Origin of the sequence: Microbispora triticiradicis, assembly GCF_005864065.1 — a bacterium.
GTDB lineage: Bacteria > Actinomycetota > Actinomycetes > Streptosporangiales > Streptosporangiaceae > Microbispora > Microbispora triticiradicis.
In genome coordinates, this window is record NZ_VANP01000002.1 from 551177 (window position 1) to 566313 (window position 15137).

Annotated in this window: 13 protein-coding genes and 1 riboswitch; of the genes, 12 read left to right on the plus strand and 1 reads right to left on the minus strand. The window is 73.6% G+C overall.

Annotated features, from left to right (window positions below; genetic code table 11):
• Positions 1 to 58: 58 nt before the first annotated feature.
• Positions 59 to 1039 (plus strand): ABC transporter substrate-binding protein, encoded by a 981-nt coding sequence (locus FED44_RS07505; RefSeq protein WP_111700185.1) that lies wholly within the window; start codon positions 59 to 61, stop codon positions 1037 to 1039.
• 27 nt (positions 1040 to 1066) lie between these two features.
• Here the strand turns inward: FED44_RS07505 and FED44_RS07510 are convergent, their stop codons facing one another.
• On the minus strand, positions 1067 to 2179 hold the full coding sequence (locus FED44_RS07510; RefSeq protein WP_111700184.1) for an LLM class flavin-dependent oxidoreductase: 1113 nt from the start codon (positions 2177 to 2179) through the stop codon (positions 1067 to 1069).
• A gap of 250 nt (positions 2180 to 2429) precedes the next feature.
• On the opposite strand from FED44_RS07510, the gene FED44_RS07515 reads away from it, so the two are divergent.
• The 11 genes from FED44_RS07515 to FED44_RS07565 all read left to right on the plus strand — a co-directional run bounded on the left by FED44_RS07515 (position 2430) and on the right by FED44_RS07565 (position 15136).
• The gene (locus tag FED44_RS07515; RefSeq protein ID WP_138460174.1) at positions 2430 to 3698 is read left to right on the plus strand and encodes a serine hydrolase domain-containing protein; all 1269 of its coding nucleotides are present in this window, start codon (positions 2430 to 2432) and stop codon (positions 3696 to 3698) included.
• A gap of 91 nt (positions 3699 to 3789) precedes the next feature.
• Positions 3790 to 4506, plus strand: coding sequence for a VanZ family protein (locus FED44_RS07520; RefSeq protein ID WP_138460175.1), 717 nt, complete (start codon positions 3790 to 3792; stop codon positions 4504 to 4506).
• A gap of 5 nt (positions 4507 to 4511) precedes the next feature.
• Positions 4512 to 5210 carry a response regulator transcription factor gene (locus FED44_RS07525; RefSeq protein ID WP_117408503.1) on the plus strand — a complete coding sequence of 233 codons (699 nt, stop codon included), beginning with the start codon at positions 4512 to 4514 and terminating at the stop codon, positions 5208 to 5210.
• Positions 5203 to 6318, plus strand: a complete 1116-nt coding sequence (locus tag FED44_RS07530) for a sensor histidine kinase (RefSeq protein WP_117408504.1) — start codon at positions 5203 to 5205, stop codon at positions 6316 to 6318. The genes FED44_RS07525 and FED44_RS07530 overlap by 8 nt, the downstream gene beginning before the upstream one ends.
• A 142-nt stretch (positions 6319 to 6460) precedes the next feature.
• Positions 6461 to 6571, plus strand: a riboswitch (SAM riboswitch).
• Between the two features lie 150 nt (positions 6572 to 6721).
• Complete coding sequence (locus FED44_RS07535; protein WP_117408505.1) at positions 6722 to 8371, plus strand: ABC transporter substrate-binding protein; 1650 nt, start codon at positions 6722 to 6724, stop codon at positions 8369 to 8371.
• Complete coding sequence (locus FED44_RS07540) at positions 8368 to 9327, plus strand: ABC transporter permease (RefSeq protein ID WP_117408506.1); 960 nt, start codon at positions 8368 to 8370, stop codon at positions 9325 to 9327. Before FED44_RS07535 ends, FED44_RS07540 begins: the two co-directional genes overlap by 4 nt.
• Positions 9328 to 10191 carry an ABC transporter permease gene (locus FED44_RS07545; RefSeq protein ID WP_167521413.1) on the plus strand — a complete coding sequence of 288 codons (864 nt, stop codon included), beginning with the start codon at positions 9328 to 9330 and terminating at the stop codon, positions 10189 to 10191.
• Positions 10188 to 11894: a dipeptide ABC transporter ATP-binding protein gene (locus FED44_RS07550; protein ID WP_138460176.1), complete on the plus strand. Its 1707-nt coding sequence runs from the start codon at positions 10188 to 10190 to the stop codon at positions 11892 to 11894. The genes FED44_RS07545 and FED44_RS07550 overlap by 4 nt, the downstream gene beginning before the upstream one ends.
• Positions 11891 to 13048: an NAD(P)/FAD-dependent oxidoreductase gene (locus FED44_RS07555; RefSeq protein ID WP_138460177.1), complete on the plus strand. Its 1158-nt coding sequence runs from the start codon at positions 11891 to 11893 to the stop codon at positions 13046 to 13048. The genes FED44_RS07550 and FED44_RS07555 overlap by 4 nt, the downstream gene beginning before the upstream one ends.
• Positions 13049 to 13073: 25 nt before the next feature.
• A complete protein-coding gene (locus FED44_RS07560) occupies positions 13074 to 14054 on the plus strand; it encodes a glutathione S-transferase C-terminal domain-containing protein (RefSeq protein WP_138460178.1) in 981 nt (326 codons plus the stop codon).
• Positions 14051 to 15136: an LLM class F420-dependent oxidoreductase gene (locus FED44_RS07565; protein ID WP_208758872.1), complete on the plus strand. Its 1086-nt coding sequence runs from the start codon at positions 14051 to 14053 to the stop codon at positions 15134 to 15136. The genes FED44_RS07560 and FED44_RS07565 overlap by 4 nt, the downstream gene beginning before the upstream one ends.
• Position 15137 lies beyond the last annotated feature (1 nt).

Here is a 15137-nt window from a genome sequence, read left to right on the forward strand (position 1 = left end):
CGAAGAGGCGATGCGTAAAAGCCCTCAAGAAGCCCCGAGAAGCCCCGAAGGAAACCGCATGTCATCCGCACCCCGGTCAGCCGTACTCGCCGTGTCCGCACTGCTGCTGCTCGCGGCCTGCGGCACGGACTCCGAGAGACCCGCGACCGGCGCCGCCGCCGCGGCCGCCGAGGCGGCGCCGGACGGCTTGACGATCAACACAAGCCCGCGGCAGGACCGGATCCGGGCCGCGAAGGTGGACGCGATCGCCGCGGAGGTTCCCGCCGCCGTCCGGGCCAGGGGAGAGTTCCTGGTCGGCACCTCGACGTTCGAGCCGCCGCTGTCCTTCGTCGCCGACGACAACGTCACGCCGATCGGGGTGGAGGAGGACATCGCCTCCCTCGTCGCCGACGTGCTCGGCCTCAAGCCGCACATCGAGCCCACCTCGTGGGAGAACCTGTTCCTCGCGGTCAGGTCCGGCAAGTACGCGGCCGGGTTCTCCAACGTCACCGTGACCGAGGAGCGCAAGGACGTCTACGACTTCGCCACGTACCGGCTGGACCAGCTCGCCTGGGAGGTGCCGAAGGACAGCCCCGTCACCTCGATCACCAAGCCGGCCGACGTCGCCGGGCTCACCGTGGCCGTGGGATCCGGCACCAACCAGGAGAAGATCCTGCTGAGCTGGGACAGGCAGAACCGCGCCGCCGGGCTGAAGCCCGTCCGGATCCAGTACTACAAGCAGGCGGCCGACACCTACCTGGCCCTCAGGTCCGGCCGGATCCAGGCGTACTTCGCGCCCAACCCCACCTCCGCGTACCACGCCGCGGTGAGCGGCGAAACCAAGATCGTCGGCACCTACTCCGGTGCGGGCCCCACGCTCCAGGGGCTCATCGCCGCCATGACCCAGAAGGGCAACGGCCTGGCCAAGCCGATCAGCGACGCTCTCAACGCCCTGATCAAGGACGGCTCCTACGGCAAGGTCCTCGCCCGCTGGGGCCTGTCCACCGAGGCCGTCGCCGAATCCCAGGTCAATCCGCCCGGCCTGCCCCGCGAGCAGTAGGCACCCGTTCCGTCCCGCCGGTGTCCGTCAGGAGGGTCCCGCGGCGGGGGCTACCGCCGCGGCGGCCGGTTCGGCGGCCCGGAGGCGGGGGAGGACGTACTCGCCGACCCGGTACGCCTCCTCGAGGTGGGGCCAGCCGGACAGGACGAACTCGCCGACGCCCAGCGTCGCGTACTCGCGGAGCAGCGCGGCGACCTCGTCGTAGGAGCCGACGAGGGCGGTTCCGGCGCCCTCGCGCACCAGGCCGACGCCGGCCCACAGACCCGGGTGGATCTCCAGGTCGCGCGTGTCCCCGCGGTGCAGGTCGACCATGCGGCGCTGTCCCACCGAGTCGTAGCGGGCGAAACGCCGCTGTGCCTCGGCGACGCGCGCCGGGTCCATCCCGGCCAGCAGCCGCTCCGCCTCGGCCCAGGCCTCGGCGCCGGTGTCGCGGGCGATGACGTGCACGCGCAGGCCGTACCGCAACTCGCGGCCCGCCGACGCCGCGAGGTCGCGCAGCCGGGCGATCCTCTCTCCGATCGCCGATGGCGGTTCCCCCCACATGAGGGCCACGTCGGCGTGGCGGGCGGCGACCCGTTCGGCGGCGGGGGAGGCGCCGCCGAAGTAGACGTCCGGCGCCGGGTCGAGCGGCTCGGCGAGCCCGCCTCCCTCGACGCGGTAGTGCTCGCCGTGGTGGTCGAAGGGGGCGCCCGCCCAGGCGCGGCGCAGCACGTCGAGGAACTCGCCGGTCCTCGCGTAGCGGGCGTCGTGGCCGAGGAAGTCGCCGTACGCGCGCTGCTCGACCGGATCTCCGCCCGTGACGACGTTCAGCAGCAGCCGCCCGCCGGAGACGTCCTGGAACGACTGCGCCTGCTGGGCCAGCAGGGTGGGCAGGGCGTACCCGGTGCGGAAGGCGACCAGCGTCTTGAGGCGCTCGGTGTGCTGGGTCAGCGCGGCGCACACGATCCAGGGGTCCGGGCAGCCCGCGCCGACGGGGGTGAGCGCGGCCTCGAACCCGGCGTGCTCGGCGGCTCTGGCCACCTGCGTCAGGTACGCGACGGTGGCGGGACGAGCGGCGGGGCGGAAGCCGTCGGTGGTCATGATGGCGGAACGGACGTCGTGGCCGTCGCCGGTCGTCGGCAGGAACCAGTGGAAGCGCATCAGGTCACCTCGTCAGCGGATGAGGACCGGCGTACGGCATCGATCGAAAACCAGGTCAAACAGACCGATTTAGTCGGGAATGCTACCGGATCCGCCTGGTGACGGTGACCGTCCTCTGATCTTCCCCGAACGTGTGTCGCGAACGTATCGGGAAGCGCATACGCCGCCGCAACGGCCCGGCCCTTTCAGTGGGAGCGATACGCGGCGCGTCGCTGGGAGCGCCGGTTCCCCACCGGAAAGGACCGTGTGCATGGACTCGGATTCGGTACGTGATGTCGGCCGGCGGCAGCTGGTCAAGTGGAGCGGTCTGGCGGCCGCCGGTGTGGTCGCGGCCGGCGGAGCGCCGGGAACGGCCACGCCGCCTCGGCACCGGCCGGGTCGTCCCACGGCGGCCCAGGACGGGCGCGACCGGATCCCGCCGGACACCCTGCCCGGCGGAGCCTACGACCGGTACGTGGCCCGGCTCGCCGCCGAGGGCAGGTTCTCCGGCGTGGTGCTGCTGTCACACCGGGGCCGGACGGTGCTGTCCCGCGGCTACGGCATGGCCGACGAGAAGAGGAGGATCCGCAACCGCGAGGACACGGCGTTCGCCCTCAGTTCGGCGGGCAAGCCGTTCCACGCGGTGGCCATCCTGCAGCTGGCCCAGCAGGGCAGGCTGAAGCTGACGGACACGGTGGGCGCCCACCTGAAGGGCTTCGCCGAGGACATCGCCGATCAGGTGACCATCCACCACCTGCTGTCCGGCACCTCCGGGCTGGACATGCCCGAAGAGGACGTGCGACGCGTCTTCCGGAGCCGGGACGAGGTGCACGAGTATCACGAGCGGCGGGTCCGGCAGGCGAGACTGACCGGCGTCCCGGGCCTTCCCAGCACCGGCCACCAGGAGGCGGAGACCACCATCCCCGCGCTGATCGTGGAGGCCGTGTCCGGCACTACGTACTGGGACTACGTCCAGGAGAACATCTTCAGGCGCTGCGGCATGACCGGCTCGGCGTTCCACACCAGGCCGCAGTGGCTCACGGGCGGGCACATCGCGCACCCGTACATGGAGGTGGCCGGCGGCGGCGTCGTGGACGCCCTCGGCAACCTGGACAAGGGCAGTCCGTACCCGTACATCCTGGGCAAGAACCCGGGCCGCGCCTTCATCGACGCCCCCGGGGACGGCGGCTTCGCCACGGCGCCGGATCTGGTCCGGTTCGCGCGGGCGCTGAGCGACGGCACGGTGCTGGACCGGCCCTGGGCCGACGTGCTCACCGCGGCCAAGACCCCCCTCGGGCCGGCGTCGTTCGCCGCGTACGGGATCGCGATCGACATCGTCGAAGGCCAGTGGGCGTACCAGCGCTCCGGCGGCAACCCCGGTGTCGGCGCCAACTGGAGCATCTACCCCGGCACCGGCTGGGTGGGCGTCATCCTCACCAACCGCGACGGCGCGCCGCTGGTCGACATGATCGGGCAGGAGCTGCGGGCCGTCACCGGGGCCTCGCCCGGCGGCGGGGCGGGCGGCGGGGCGGGCGGCTGAGGCGCCGGGACGACGCCGGCGTCCCGTGTATCGCGGGCGTATGCGGAATCGCATACGCCACCGCAACGGCTCTCCGTCTCCAATGGAGGGCATGAACCACCACGCATCCCCGTCAGCGTCGCCCCGCCGCACGCGCCGGATCGTGCTCGCCGGCCTGGCGATCCTCGGCCTGGCGAGCGCCGTGTTCGCCGTGCGGCGGCCGCTCGTGATGACCGCTCCGGCCTGCCTGGCCGGACGGTGGCACGGCTGCCTCGACACGGAGAACGGCGTGCTGCTCATGACGCTGGCCGGGCTGCCGGCGGCCGCTCTGGTGACGTGGGGTCTGGCGCTCCTCCGGCAGGCCGCCGGCGTCACCTCGGCGTGGCGGAGGTCGCTGGCCGAGGTGGGGATGGTCTACGGGACGGTGCCGTTCGTGTGGCTCACCCTGATGCCGGGCCCGGGGGCCGGCACCGTCCCCGGCCGGGTGAGCCTGGTCCCGCTGCGGGACCTGGTGACGATGGGGCCGATCGGGATCGGCGGCAACCTGCTGATCTTCGCGGCGCTGGGGTTCTTCGCGCCGCTGCGCTTCGCGGCGCTGGCCTCCGTGCCGCGGATCCTGGCGCTCGGGGCGGCCTGCTCGGCCGTGGTCGAGACTTTGCAGTACGTCCTGCGGCTCGACCGGGTGTCGTCTGTGGACGACGTGCTGGTCAACGCCGCAGGCGCCGTGCTCTTCGGGCTCGTGTCGCGCCGCTGGTGGCGCGCCGCGGCGGAGGCGTCACCGGACCGGCCTCGCCCCGCGCCGGCACGGGCGCCCGCACCGGCAGACTGAGCCGTATGCGCGTGCTGATAGTGGAGGACGAGCCCTACCTGGCCGAAGCCGTCCGGGACGGTCTGCGGCTGGAGGCGATCGCCGCCGACATCGCCGGCGACGGCGACGCGGCCCTGGAACTGCTCAGTGTCAACTCCTACGACATCGCGGTCCTCGACCGCGACATTCCCGGCCCCTCCGGCGACGAGGTCGCCCGGCACATCGTCGCCTCCGGCAGCGGTATCCCGATCCTCATGCTCACCGCCGCCGACCGGATCGACGACAAGGCCTCCGGGTTCGGGCTCGGCGCCGACGACTACCTCACCAAACCGTTCGAGCTCCGGGAGCTCGTCCTGCGGCTGAGGGCGCTCGACCGCAGACGCGCGTACGCCCGGCCCCCGGTTCGCGAGATCGCGGGCCTGCGGCTCGACCCCTTCCGCCGGGAGGTGTTCCGCGGCGAACGCTACGTCGCGCTCACCCGCAAACAGTTCGCCGTGCTGGAAGTCCTCGTCGCCGCCGAGGGCGGGATCGTCAGTGCCGAGGAACTGCTGGAACGAGCGTGGGACGAGAACGCCGACCCCCTCACCAACGCCGTGCGCATCACCGTCTCCGCACTGCGCAAACGGCTCGGCGAACCATGGGTCATCGCCACGGTGCCCGGTGTCGGCTATCGGATCGACACCGGCATCGCCACGGGAACGGGCCCCGGCAGCACGCATGGATAGGCGCCCAGGACTCAGCACCCGGCTGAAACTCACCCTCAGCTACGCCGGATTCCTTCTACTCGCCGGCGCCCTCCTGCTGGCCGTGGTGTGGGTGTTCCTGCTGCGCTACGTGCCCGACGGCGCGCTCGGCACCGGGGCGGGGGCCGCCCCGCCCGGGGCGGCGCCCCTGCGGTTCATCCCCAACCGCACCGACCTCCAGCGCGCCTTCGTCCCCCGCGCGGGCCAGGCACTGGCCTTTCTGCTGGCGTTCGGCCTGCTGGGCGGATGGCTCCTCGCCGGCCGGATGCTCGCGCCGCTCACCCAGATCACGGACGCGGCCCGGCGGACGACCGCGAACGGGTCGCTGTCCCACCGGATCCGCATGAAGGGCCGCCGGGACGAGTTCCGGGAGCTCTCCGACGCGTTCGACTCGATGCTCGACCGGCTCGAGTCCCACGTCGCCGAGCAGCGGAGGTTCGCCGCGAACGCCTCCCACGAACTGCGCACGCCGCTGGCGATCTCGCGGACGCTCCTCGACGTGGCCCGCCGGGACCCCACGCGGGACCGGGACGAACTCCTCGACCGCCTGCACACCGTCAACCAGCGGGCGATCGACCTCACCGCGGCCCTCCTGCTGCTCAGCCGCGGCGACCGCGGCGACTTCACCCGGGAGAGCGTCGACCTCTCCCTGGCCGCCGAGGAGGCCGCCGAAACGCTGCTTCCGCTCGCCGAACAACGCCGGATCACGCTGAACGTCACCGGCGGGGCGGCCCGGACCGAGGGCTCCGCCGAGCTCCTGGCGCGGATGGTGACGAACCTCGTCCAGAACGCGATCGTCCACAACCTCCCCGCCGGCGGCACCGTGACGGTCCACACCGAGGCGTACGGCGGCACCAGCCTGCTGCGGGTCGAGAACACGGGCCGCCCCCTCCCGCCGGAACTGATACCGACCCTCATCGAACCCTTCCAGCGCGGAACGGAACGCGTGCGCACCGACGAGCACGCCGGCGCCGGTCTCGGCCTGGCCATCGTGCACAGCGTCGTCCGCGCCCACAACGGGACCCTCGATCTCGCCCCCGGCCCCCACGGCGGGCTCCTCGTCACCGTACGGCTTCCCGGCGCGCCGTAGGCACGGCCGCCCGGTTCACCCCCGGCCGCGGCCGCGCGCCGGGGCCGCTCGTCGTCACCGGACCGCCCCTCGTCGCGAAAAGGCCGAAATCCCCGGCGAAAGCGTGTTGACAGCTTATCCGAGTTTTCCTACTTTGTTTGTAGGTATTGAGCGCCGACGCCAAGCCCCGGCTCGTCGGCCGGCAACCCTCGCACCGCGCGGGGTGCCCCGGGGAAAACCTGGCGGCGTGGCAGTCGCGCCGCAAGCGCGGGCCCCATCGGGGCTCCTGGTCATGGGGGCGTGCGCGGCACGCTCTCCGGGAGGCGGCATGGCCACTCACGGGGAGTTTCGGGCGGGCACAGGCCGGGACACGCCGCCTCCCCACTCCGCCGTCCCGTCTTGAACACCGAAAGGCTCTCCCCCGATGTCCACGAACACACGCTTATCCATCGGCGTCTCGCTTCTGGGGGTCCTCGCCCTCGCCGCCTGCGGCACGACGGGCAGGGACACCGCGGCGGGCAAGGCCCCCGCCGGGCCGGTCAAGGGCGGCACGCTGACGTTCGCCGTCAACACCGAGCCCTCCACCTGCCTCGATCCCCACCAGAGCCCCGCCGACGTGGCCGGCCTGTTCACCCGGCCCGCCCTGGACTCGCTCGTGTCCCTGGACGGCGAGGGGAGGATCCACCCGTGGCTCGCCACCAAGTGGACCGTCTCGCCGGACCAGAAGACCTACACGTTCACCCTGCGCGACGGCGTGAAGTTCTCCGACGGCACGGCCTTCGACGCCGAGGCGGTCAAGGCCAACCTGGACCACATCGTCGACCCGGCGACCAAGTCCCAGCTGGCCGCGGGATACATCGAGCCGTACAAGGGCAGCGAGGTCGTCGACCCGCACACGGTGAAGGTCCACTTCAGCAGGCCGTACTCGCCGTTCCTGTCCGCCCTCGCCACCGCGTACTTCGGCATCGAGTCGCCGCGGTCGCTGAAGCAGCCGCAGGACGCGCTGTGCAAGAAGGTCGTCGGGTCCGGGCCGTTCGTGATCGACGAGTACGTGGTGCAGAAGGGCATCACCTACCACCGCAACCCCGGCTACGCCTGGGCGCCTGAGGGCGCCGCGCACACCGGGGAGGCGTACCTGGACAAGCTGGAGATCAAGGTCATCACCGAGGACTCCGTCCGGCTCGGCGCGCTGACCAGCGGGCAGGTCGACGGGATCGCCAGCGTGCCGCCGGTGAACGTCAAGCAGGTGCAGGGCGACCCCCGGCTGACCGTCACCACGCGGCAGGCGCCGGGCGGCAACTACAACTACTACCCGAACACGACCTCCGGGCCGTTCGCCGACAAGCGGGTCCGGCAGGCGTTCCGCGACGGCATCGACTTCGCGACGATCGTCAAGAACCTCTACTTCGGGGCGTTCCAGCCCGCGGCGGGCCCCATCTCCCCGTCGACCGACGGGTACGACAAGACGCTCGAAGGAAAGACGAAGTACGACCCCGCGGCGGCCGCCCGGCTGCTGGACGAGGCCGGCTGGTCGGGGAAGGACGCCGAGGGCTACCGGACCAAGGACGGCAGGCGGCTGACGATCCGCTGGGGGTTCCTCAAGGCGTTCGCCCGTGAGCAGCGCGACACGCTGGCCGAGCAGATCCAGGCCGAGGCCAAGAAGATCGGCTTCGAGATCCAGTTCGTCTCCGGCACGGTCAACGAATGGCTGGAGAAGTATCCCAAGGGCGACTACGACCTCATCGACTTCAGCTGGCAGCGCGCCGACGGCGACACCCTGCGCAACCTGTTCGACACCTCCGCCATCCCCACGGCCGCCAAGTTCGGCCAGAACGCCGCCCGCCTGTCCGACAAGGACGTCGACGGCTGGCTGAGCGACGCGCTGGACACGACCGACCAGGCCAAGCGGGCCGAGCTGTACGCCAAGGTGCAGCAGCGGGTCACCGACGAGGCCGCGGTCTTCCCGGTGTACGTGTTCAACTACCTGCTCGGGACCGGCAAGAAGGCCCACGGCATCGGCTGGGAGCCGCAGGCGTACCCGACCTTCTACGGCGCCTGGGTCGAGCAGGCATGACCGCCGTCGCCGTACCGGCCACCCGGGCCCGCGCCCGGGTGGTCCGCCCGGTGCTGGTGCGGCTGGGCACGTCCGTCCTGGTGCTGTGGGGCGCGGTGACGGTCGCCTTCGCCGGCCTTCACCTCACCCCGGGCAACGTCGTCGACCTGCTCATCGGCAGTAGCACCGTCACACCCGAGGTCCGCGCCCGGATCATCGCCGACTACGGGCTGGACCGGCCGCTGCCCGCCCAGTACGCCGCCTACCTGGGCCGGGTGCTGCACGGCGACCTGGGCCAGTCGTACCAGCTGCACCAGTCGGTCGCCTCGGCGATCGGCGAGCAGGTCGGCTCGTCCGTCCAGCTCATGCTCTCGTCGTTCGTCCTGGCGGTCGTGGTCTCGGTCACGGTCGCGGTGCTGACCGCGGGCCGCCGGTGGGCGCGGGCGGTGTTCTCCGGCATCGAGCTGGTCGGCATCTCCATCCCGTCCTTCTGGGCCGGGATCCTGCTGCTCACCGTCTTCTCGTTCGGGCTGGGGATCTTCCCCGCCACCGGCGGGGACGGGCCGGAGAGCCTGGTCCTGCCGTCCGTCGCGATGGCGATCCCGGTCGTCGCGACGCTGAGCCAGGTGCTGCGCGAGGGACTGGAGCTCACGCTGGAGGAGCCGTTCGTGCTCACCGCCCGCTCGCGCGGCATGTCCGACCTGGGCGTGCGGCTGCGGCACGCGCTGCGGCACGCCCTGCTGCCCACGGTCACCCTGGCCGGGTGGATGGTCAGCTTCCTGTTCGGCGGGGCCGTGATCATCGAGTCGGTCTTCTCCCGGCAGGGCATCGGGCGGCTGACCCTCGCGGCCGTCGGCAACAAGGACCTGCCGGTCGTGATGGGCGTGGTGCTGATCGCCTCGCTGCTCTACGTCGTCATCAACATCCTGCTCGACCTGCTCTACCTGGCCATCGACCCGCGACTGCGAGGTGCCTGAGTGACCACGTCCACCTTTGCCGCACCCGCCGTGGTCGTGGGGCGCGGACGGCGGCGCCGGGTGCCGCGGGCCGGTGTCTGGGCCGCCTCCGCGTTCCTGCTGGCCGTGACCGTGGTCGCGGTGGCGCCCGGCCTGGTCGCGCACGGCTCGCCCGACCTCACCGACGCCGTCGCGGCGCTCCGGCCGCCGGGCGGCGGGCATCCGCTCGGCACCGACGCCAACGGGCGCGACATCTTCACCCGGATCGTGTACGGAACGAGGCCGTCGGTGCTGGCCGGGCTGGCCGCCACCGCGATCGCGGTCACCGGCGGCACCCTCGTCGGGCTGCTGGCCGCGCTCGGCGGGCGGGTGCTCGACGAGGCCGCCATGCGCCTCGTCGACATCCTGCTCTCGCTGCCGGGACTGCTGCTGGCCCTGCTGGTCATCGCCGTCGTCGGCCCGGGGACGCTCAACGCGGTCTTCGCCATCGCCGCCTACACGCTGCCCGGGTACGCCCGCCTGGTCCGCGCCCAGACCATGGTCATCCGCAGGTCCGGGTACGTCGAGGCGGCCGTCTCGCTCGGGCTGACCAGGGCCGGGATCGTCACGCGGCACGTGCTGCCCAACGCGTTCGCGCCCCTGCTGGTGGTGGCCACGATCGAGGTGGGCACCGCGCTGGTCGCGGCGTCGTCGCTCAGCTTCCTGGGGCTCGGCCCGAAGCCGCCCGCCCCGGAGTGGGGGGCGATGCTGTCGGCCGGGCGCGACTACTTCTCCGTCGCCTGGTGGGTCGCGGTCTTCCCGGGGCTGGCCATCACGCTCACCGTCCTTTCCGTCACGGTCGTCGGCCGCCACCTGCAGCGGCGCGTCGAAGGGAGACTGTCGTGACCGAACAGCGGGTCACCCCGATCGTCGAGGTGTCCGATCTGCGGGTCTCGTTCGGCCAGGTCGAGGCCGTCCGCTCGATCTCCTTCACGGTGCGCCCGGGGGAGTGCGTCGCCATCGTGGGGGAGTCGGGCTCGGGCAAGAGCGTCACCGCCCGCACACTGATCGGGCTGACCGGCCCCGGCGCCGAGGTCACCGCCCGGTCGCTCGTGGTGGCCGGCCGCGACGTCACGGCGTACGGCGAACGGCAGTGGCGGGCGGTGCGGGGCGGCGAGGTCGGCTATGTCCTGCAGGACGCGCTGGTCTCGCTCGACCCGCTGCGCCCGGTCGGCAGGGAGATCGCCGAGACCCTCCGGCTGCACCGGACCGTGCCGCGCGCGGACGTGCGGCGGCGGGTGGTCGAACTGCTGGCCGAGGTGGGGGTGCCGGAGCCGGAACTGCGGGCCGCGCAGTATCCGCACCAGCTCTCCGGCGGGCTGCGGCAGCGGGCCCTGATCGCCTCGGCGGTCGCCTGCGCGCCCCGGCTGCTGATCGCCGACGAGCCGACCACCGCCCTGGACGTCACCGTGCAGGCACAGATCCTGCGGCTGCTGGCCGAGCGCCGGCGGGCCGGGGCGGGGCTGCTGCTGATCAGCCACGACCTCGCCGTGGTGGCCGAGCTCGCCGACCGGGTGCTGGTGATGAAGGACGGCGTGGTCGTCGAGGAGGGCGTCACCCGGGACGTGCTGGGCGCCCCCCGGCACGCCTACACCCGCCGGCTGCTGGCCGCGGTGCCCTCCGCGCACGGCAGGGGCACGAGGCTCACCGTGCCCGAGGACGGCTCGGCGCCGCGTCCGGCGCCGGCCGTGCTGCCCGGCGGGGTGGTGGTCAGGGCGTCCGGGCTGGCCAAGTCGTTCACCGGGCCGGACGGGCTGCCCCGGGCGGCCGTGGACGGGGTCTCGTTCGAGCTGCGGGCCGGGGAGACGCTCGGGCTCGTCGGCGAGTCGGGCTCGGGCAAGACCACGACGGCCCGCCTGGTGCTGGGGCTGGTGGAACCCGACGCGGGCGAGGTGGAGGTCGACGGGAGGTCCTGGCGGGGGCTGGGGCCCGCCGGGCGCCGCGCCCTGCGGCGGCACATCCAGGTGGTCTACCAGGACCCGCTGAGCTCCTTCGACCCCCGCTTCACCGTACGGCGGATCCTCGGCGAGGCGCTCGCCGTGGGCGGCGAGCCGCGCCGAACCCGGCGCGACCGGGCCGTCGAGCTGCTCGCGCGGGTAGGCCTGGACGAGTCGATCCTGGACCGCAGGCCGCTGCGCCTGTCGGGCGGGCAGCGGCAGCGGGTGGCGATCGCCCGGGCGCTGGCCCCCCGGCCCCAGGTGATCGTCTGCGACGAGCCGGTCTCCGCGCTGGACGTGTCGATCCAGGCGCAGGTGCTCGACCTCCTCGCCGACCTGCAGGCCGAGCTCGGCGTGGCCTACCTGTTCATCTCCCACGACCTCGGCGTGATCCACCACGTCAGCGACCGGGTACTGGTGATGAAGGACGGCCGGGTGGTGGAGTCCGGCGACGTCCGAAAGATCTTCACCCAACCGGCCGCGCCGTACACGCGGGAGCTCCTGGCCGCGATTCCCCGGCTGGACCGGACACCCCGGCCGGACGAGGCCCCGCAGCCGGACCAGACGGCCCGGCTCGATCATCGGGCGCACGACCGGGAGGCCGTGGCATGACGTACGACATCGCGATCGTCGGGGCGGGCGTGCACGGCGCGGCCGCCGCGTTCCACCTCGCCCGGCGCGGCGTCTCCGTCGCCGTGTTCGACCGGGGCCCGGTCTCGGGCGGCCCCACCGGGCGGTCGGGCGGCATCTGCCGGGCCTACTACACCGACCCGTTCCTGGCGGAGACGGCACGCGACGGCATCGCGTTCCTCGCGGGCTTCGAGGAGCGCACCGGCGGGCACCAGTCGGGGTTCCGCCGGACCGGCGCGTTCTACCTGCACGGCCCCGGCGACGCCGGGGCGGCCGCCGAGACCGCCGCGCGGCTCGGCGAGCTCGGCGTCCGCAGCGAGCTGGTCGGCGCTGGGGCGCTGCCCGCCCGGCTGCCCGGCCTGGACCTCGACGGCGTCGCCGTCGCCGTCTGGGAGGCGGACGCCGGGTACGCCGACCCGTACGCGGCGACGGTCGGGCTGGCCGCCGCGGCACGGCGGCACGGCGCGGTGTTCCACCCGCACCGCCCGGTCGTCGCGCTCGCCGAGGAGAGCCGCGGAGCGGCGGTGACCACCTCCGACGGCGTGGTCCACCGGGCCGGGCGGCTGCTCGTGGCCGCCGGGCCGTGGACCGCCGCCCTGCTGCGACCGCTCGGCGTGGACCTGCCGCTGACCGTGGAGCGGCACGTCGTGGCGGTCTCCGAGCACGAGCCCGCCGACGCCGGCGGGCTCGTGCCGCACGTCCTGATCGACCTGCCCGGCGGCTACTACACGACCCCGCAGCCCCGCACGCAGTACCTCACCGGCGGGGTCGTCCCGGCCTCCGCGGCCGATCCGGACGACGTCCCGGGCCCGCGCCCCGACGAGCTGGAGGCGCTCGCCGCGGCCTCCGCCGTACGCTCCGCGGCCCGCCGCCGCGCCCGGGTGACCGGCGGCTGGGCCTCGCTGTACGACGTGAGCCCCGACTGGCAGCCGGTCACGGGCCAGGTCGGCGAGCACGTCTACGTCGACGCCGGCACCAGCGGTCACGGTTTCAAGCTCGCGCCCGCCTGGGGCGACCACGTCGCCCGGCTGCTGCTCGGCGACCCCGATCCCCGCCTCGCCGCCTTCGGCCCCGGCCGCTTCGCCACCGGCGCGAAGCTGGCCGCCGGGTTCGGGACGGCCAGGATCCTCGGCTGACATCCACGACAAGGAGCCAACCCCCATGACCACCCACGCGCCCGCTTACGCGAGCCCCGCTGACGTCGCAGCCCACGGGCCGTACGGACCGGGCCGGACCGACCGGCCGGGACCCCTCTATCCGTTCCAGGGCCGGATCACCGCCGGCGGGTCCGGCGAGTACCCCGCCGAGCCCGGCCGCTACCACCTGTACGTCTCCTACACCTGCCCGTGGGCGCAGCGCGTCGCCATCGTGCGCGACCTCGCCGGGCTGCGGGACGTCGTGTCGCTGTCGTACGTGGACGACGACCGGGACGCGCGCGGCTGGGCGTTCCGCGAGCGGCGCGGCCCCGACCCGGTCAACGGCTTCACGCTCCTGTCCGAGGCCTACGACGCCACGGAGCCCGGATATCCGGGCCACATCTCGGTGCCGGTGGTGTGGGACCGGCGGACGAACCGGATCGTCAGCAACGACTACGCCGTGATCCCCGCCGACCTCGGCACCGCGTTCGCCGAGTGGGCCGGCTCGGGCGCGGACCTCTACCCGGCGGACCTGCGGGACGAGATCGAGGCGCTGGACGAGGAGATCGCCCGTGACCTCAGCCAGGGCGTGAACCTGGTCGCAAGGGCCTCCACGCAGGAGGAGTACGAGTGGCGGCGAGAGCAGGTCACCGGCGCGCTGGACCGGCTCGACGCCCGCCTGGCCGACCGGCGGTACCTGTTCGGCGACCGCCTCACCGAGTCCGACGTGCAGCTGTGGGTGGTGCTGGTCCGGTTCGACCTGCTGCACAACCCGCTGGCCGGGATCGGCGAGCGGCCGCTGACCGGCTACCCCAACCTCTGGGCGTACGCCAGGGACCTGTACGGCATCCCGGCGTTCCGCGAGACCACCGACTTCGCCGCGTTCCGGCTGCCCGGCCGGCCCACCGGCTCCGGCGATGGGCCGGTGCGGATCGAGGTCGCGCCGCACGAGGCGGACTGGGCCGAGCCGCACGGCCGCGAGGCGCTCGCCGGGGAGCACGTGTGAGCACCCCGCGCGCGGCGACGTCCGGAGAAGACGACGCCGGGGCCTCTGGAGGCGCCGGGGCCGGGCCGCCTGCGGGCGCGGTGCGCTGGGGAGTCACGCTGCCGCTGGCGGGGCTCGGGCTGCACCGGCATCGGGAGATCGTCGAGGCGCTGCCCTCCCTGGGCTACGGCGACGTGTGGACCGGGGAGGGCGGCGGTTACGACGGCCTCACCGCGCTGACCGCGGCCCTGGCCTGGTCGCCGGGCCTGCGGGCGGGCACGGGGGTCCTGCCGGCCCAGACCCGGGGCCCCGGCGTGCTCGCCCAGACGGCCGCCTCCATGGCCGAGCTGGGCCAGGCCGAGGTGCTGCTCGGCATCGGCTCGTCCGTCCCCGCCCACGTCACGGCGCTGAACGGCCGCCCGCACGGACGGCCGTACGCGCACGTGCGGGACCTGCTGCGGTTCCTGCGCCGGGCCTTCGACGGGGAGCACGTCGTGGAGACGTACGAGACCTTCTCGATCGACTTCGAGCTCCGGCGGCGTCCCCCGGTGCGGCCGAAGGTCATCGTGGGCGCGCTGCGGCCCGGCATGCTGAAGCTGGCCTTCACCGAGGGGGACGGCGCGATCACCAACGTGCTGGCCGCCCACGAGGTGCCAAGGATCGTCGAGGCCGCCGGGCCGCCCGCCGACGGGCAGGAACTGGTCGTCAAGATCTTCGTGACGCCGACGGACGACGCGGCGTACGCCAGGGCGGCCGGACGCGCCTTCCTCGGCTGGATCCTCAACCAGCCGCCCTACCGCGCGTTCCACGACTGGCTCGGCCGGGGCGACGCGCTGGCCGCGTCGCGGGCCGCCTGGGACGCGGGGGACCGGCGGGGCGCGGCCGAGGCGCTCCCGGACTTGGTCGTGGACGAGCTGTGGGTGCACGGCTCGCCGGAGGAGTGCCGCGCCCACATCGCGCGGTACCTGCACCCGGGCGTCACCGCGGTCGAGCTCCACGTCACCCCGTCCCCGGAGCTGGACGCGGCCCCCGGCGCGCTGCCGGAGGTGCTGGCCGCCCTGCGGGTCCCGGACGACCACGCCGTGTCTCCAGGACGGAGCTGAT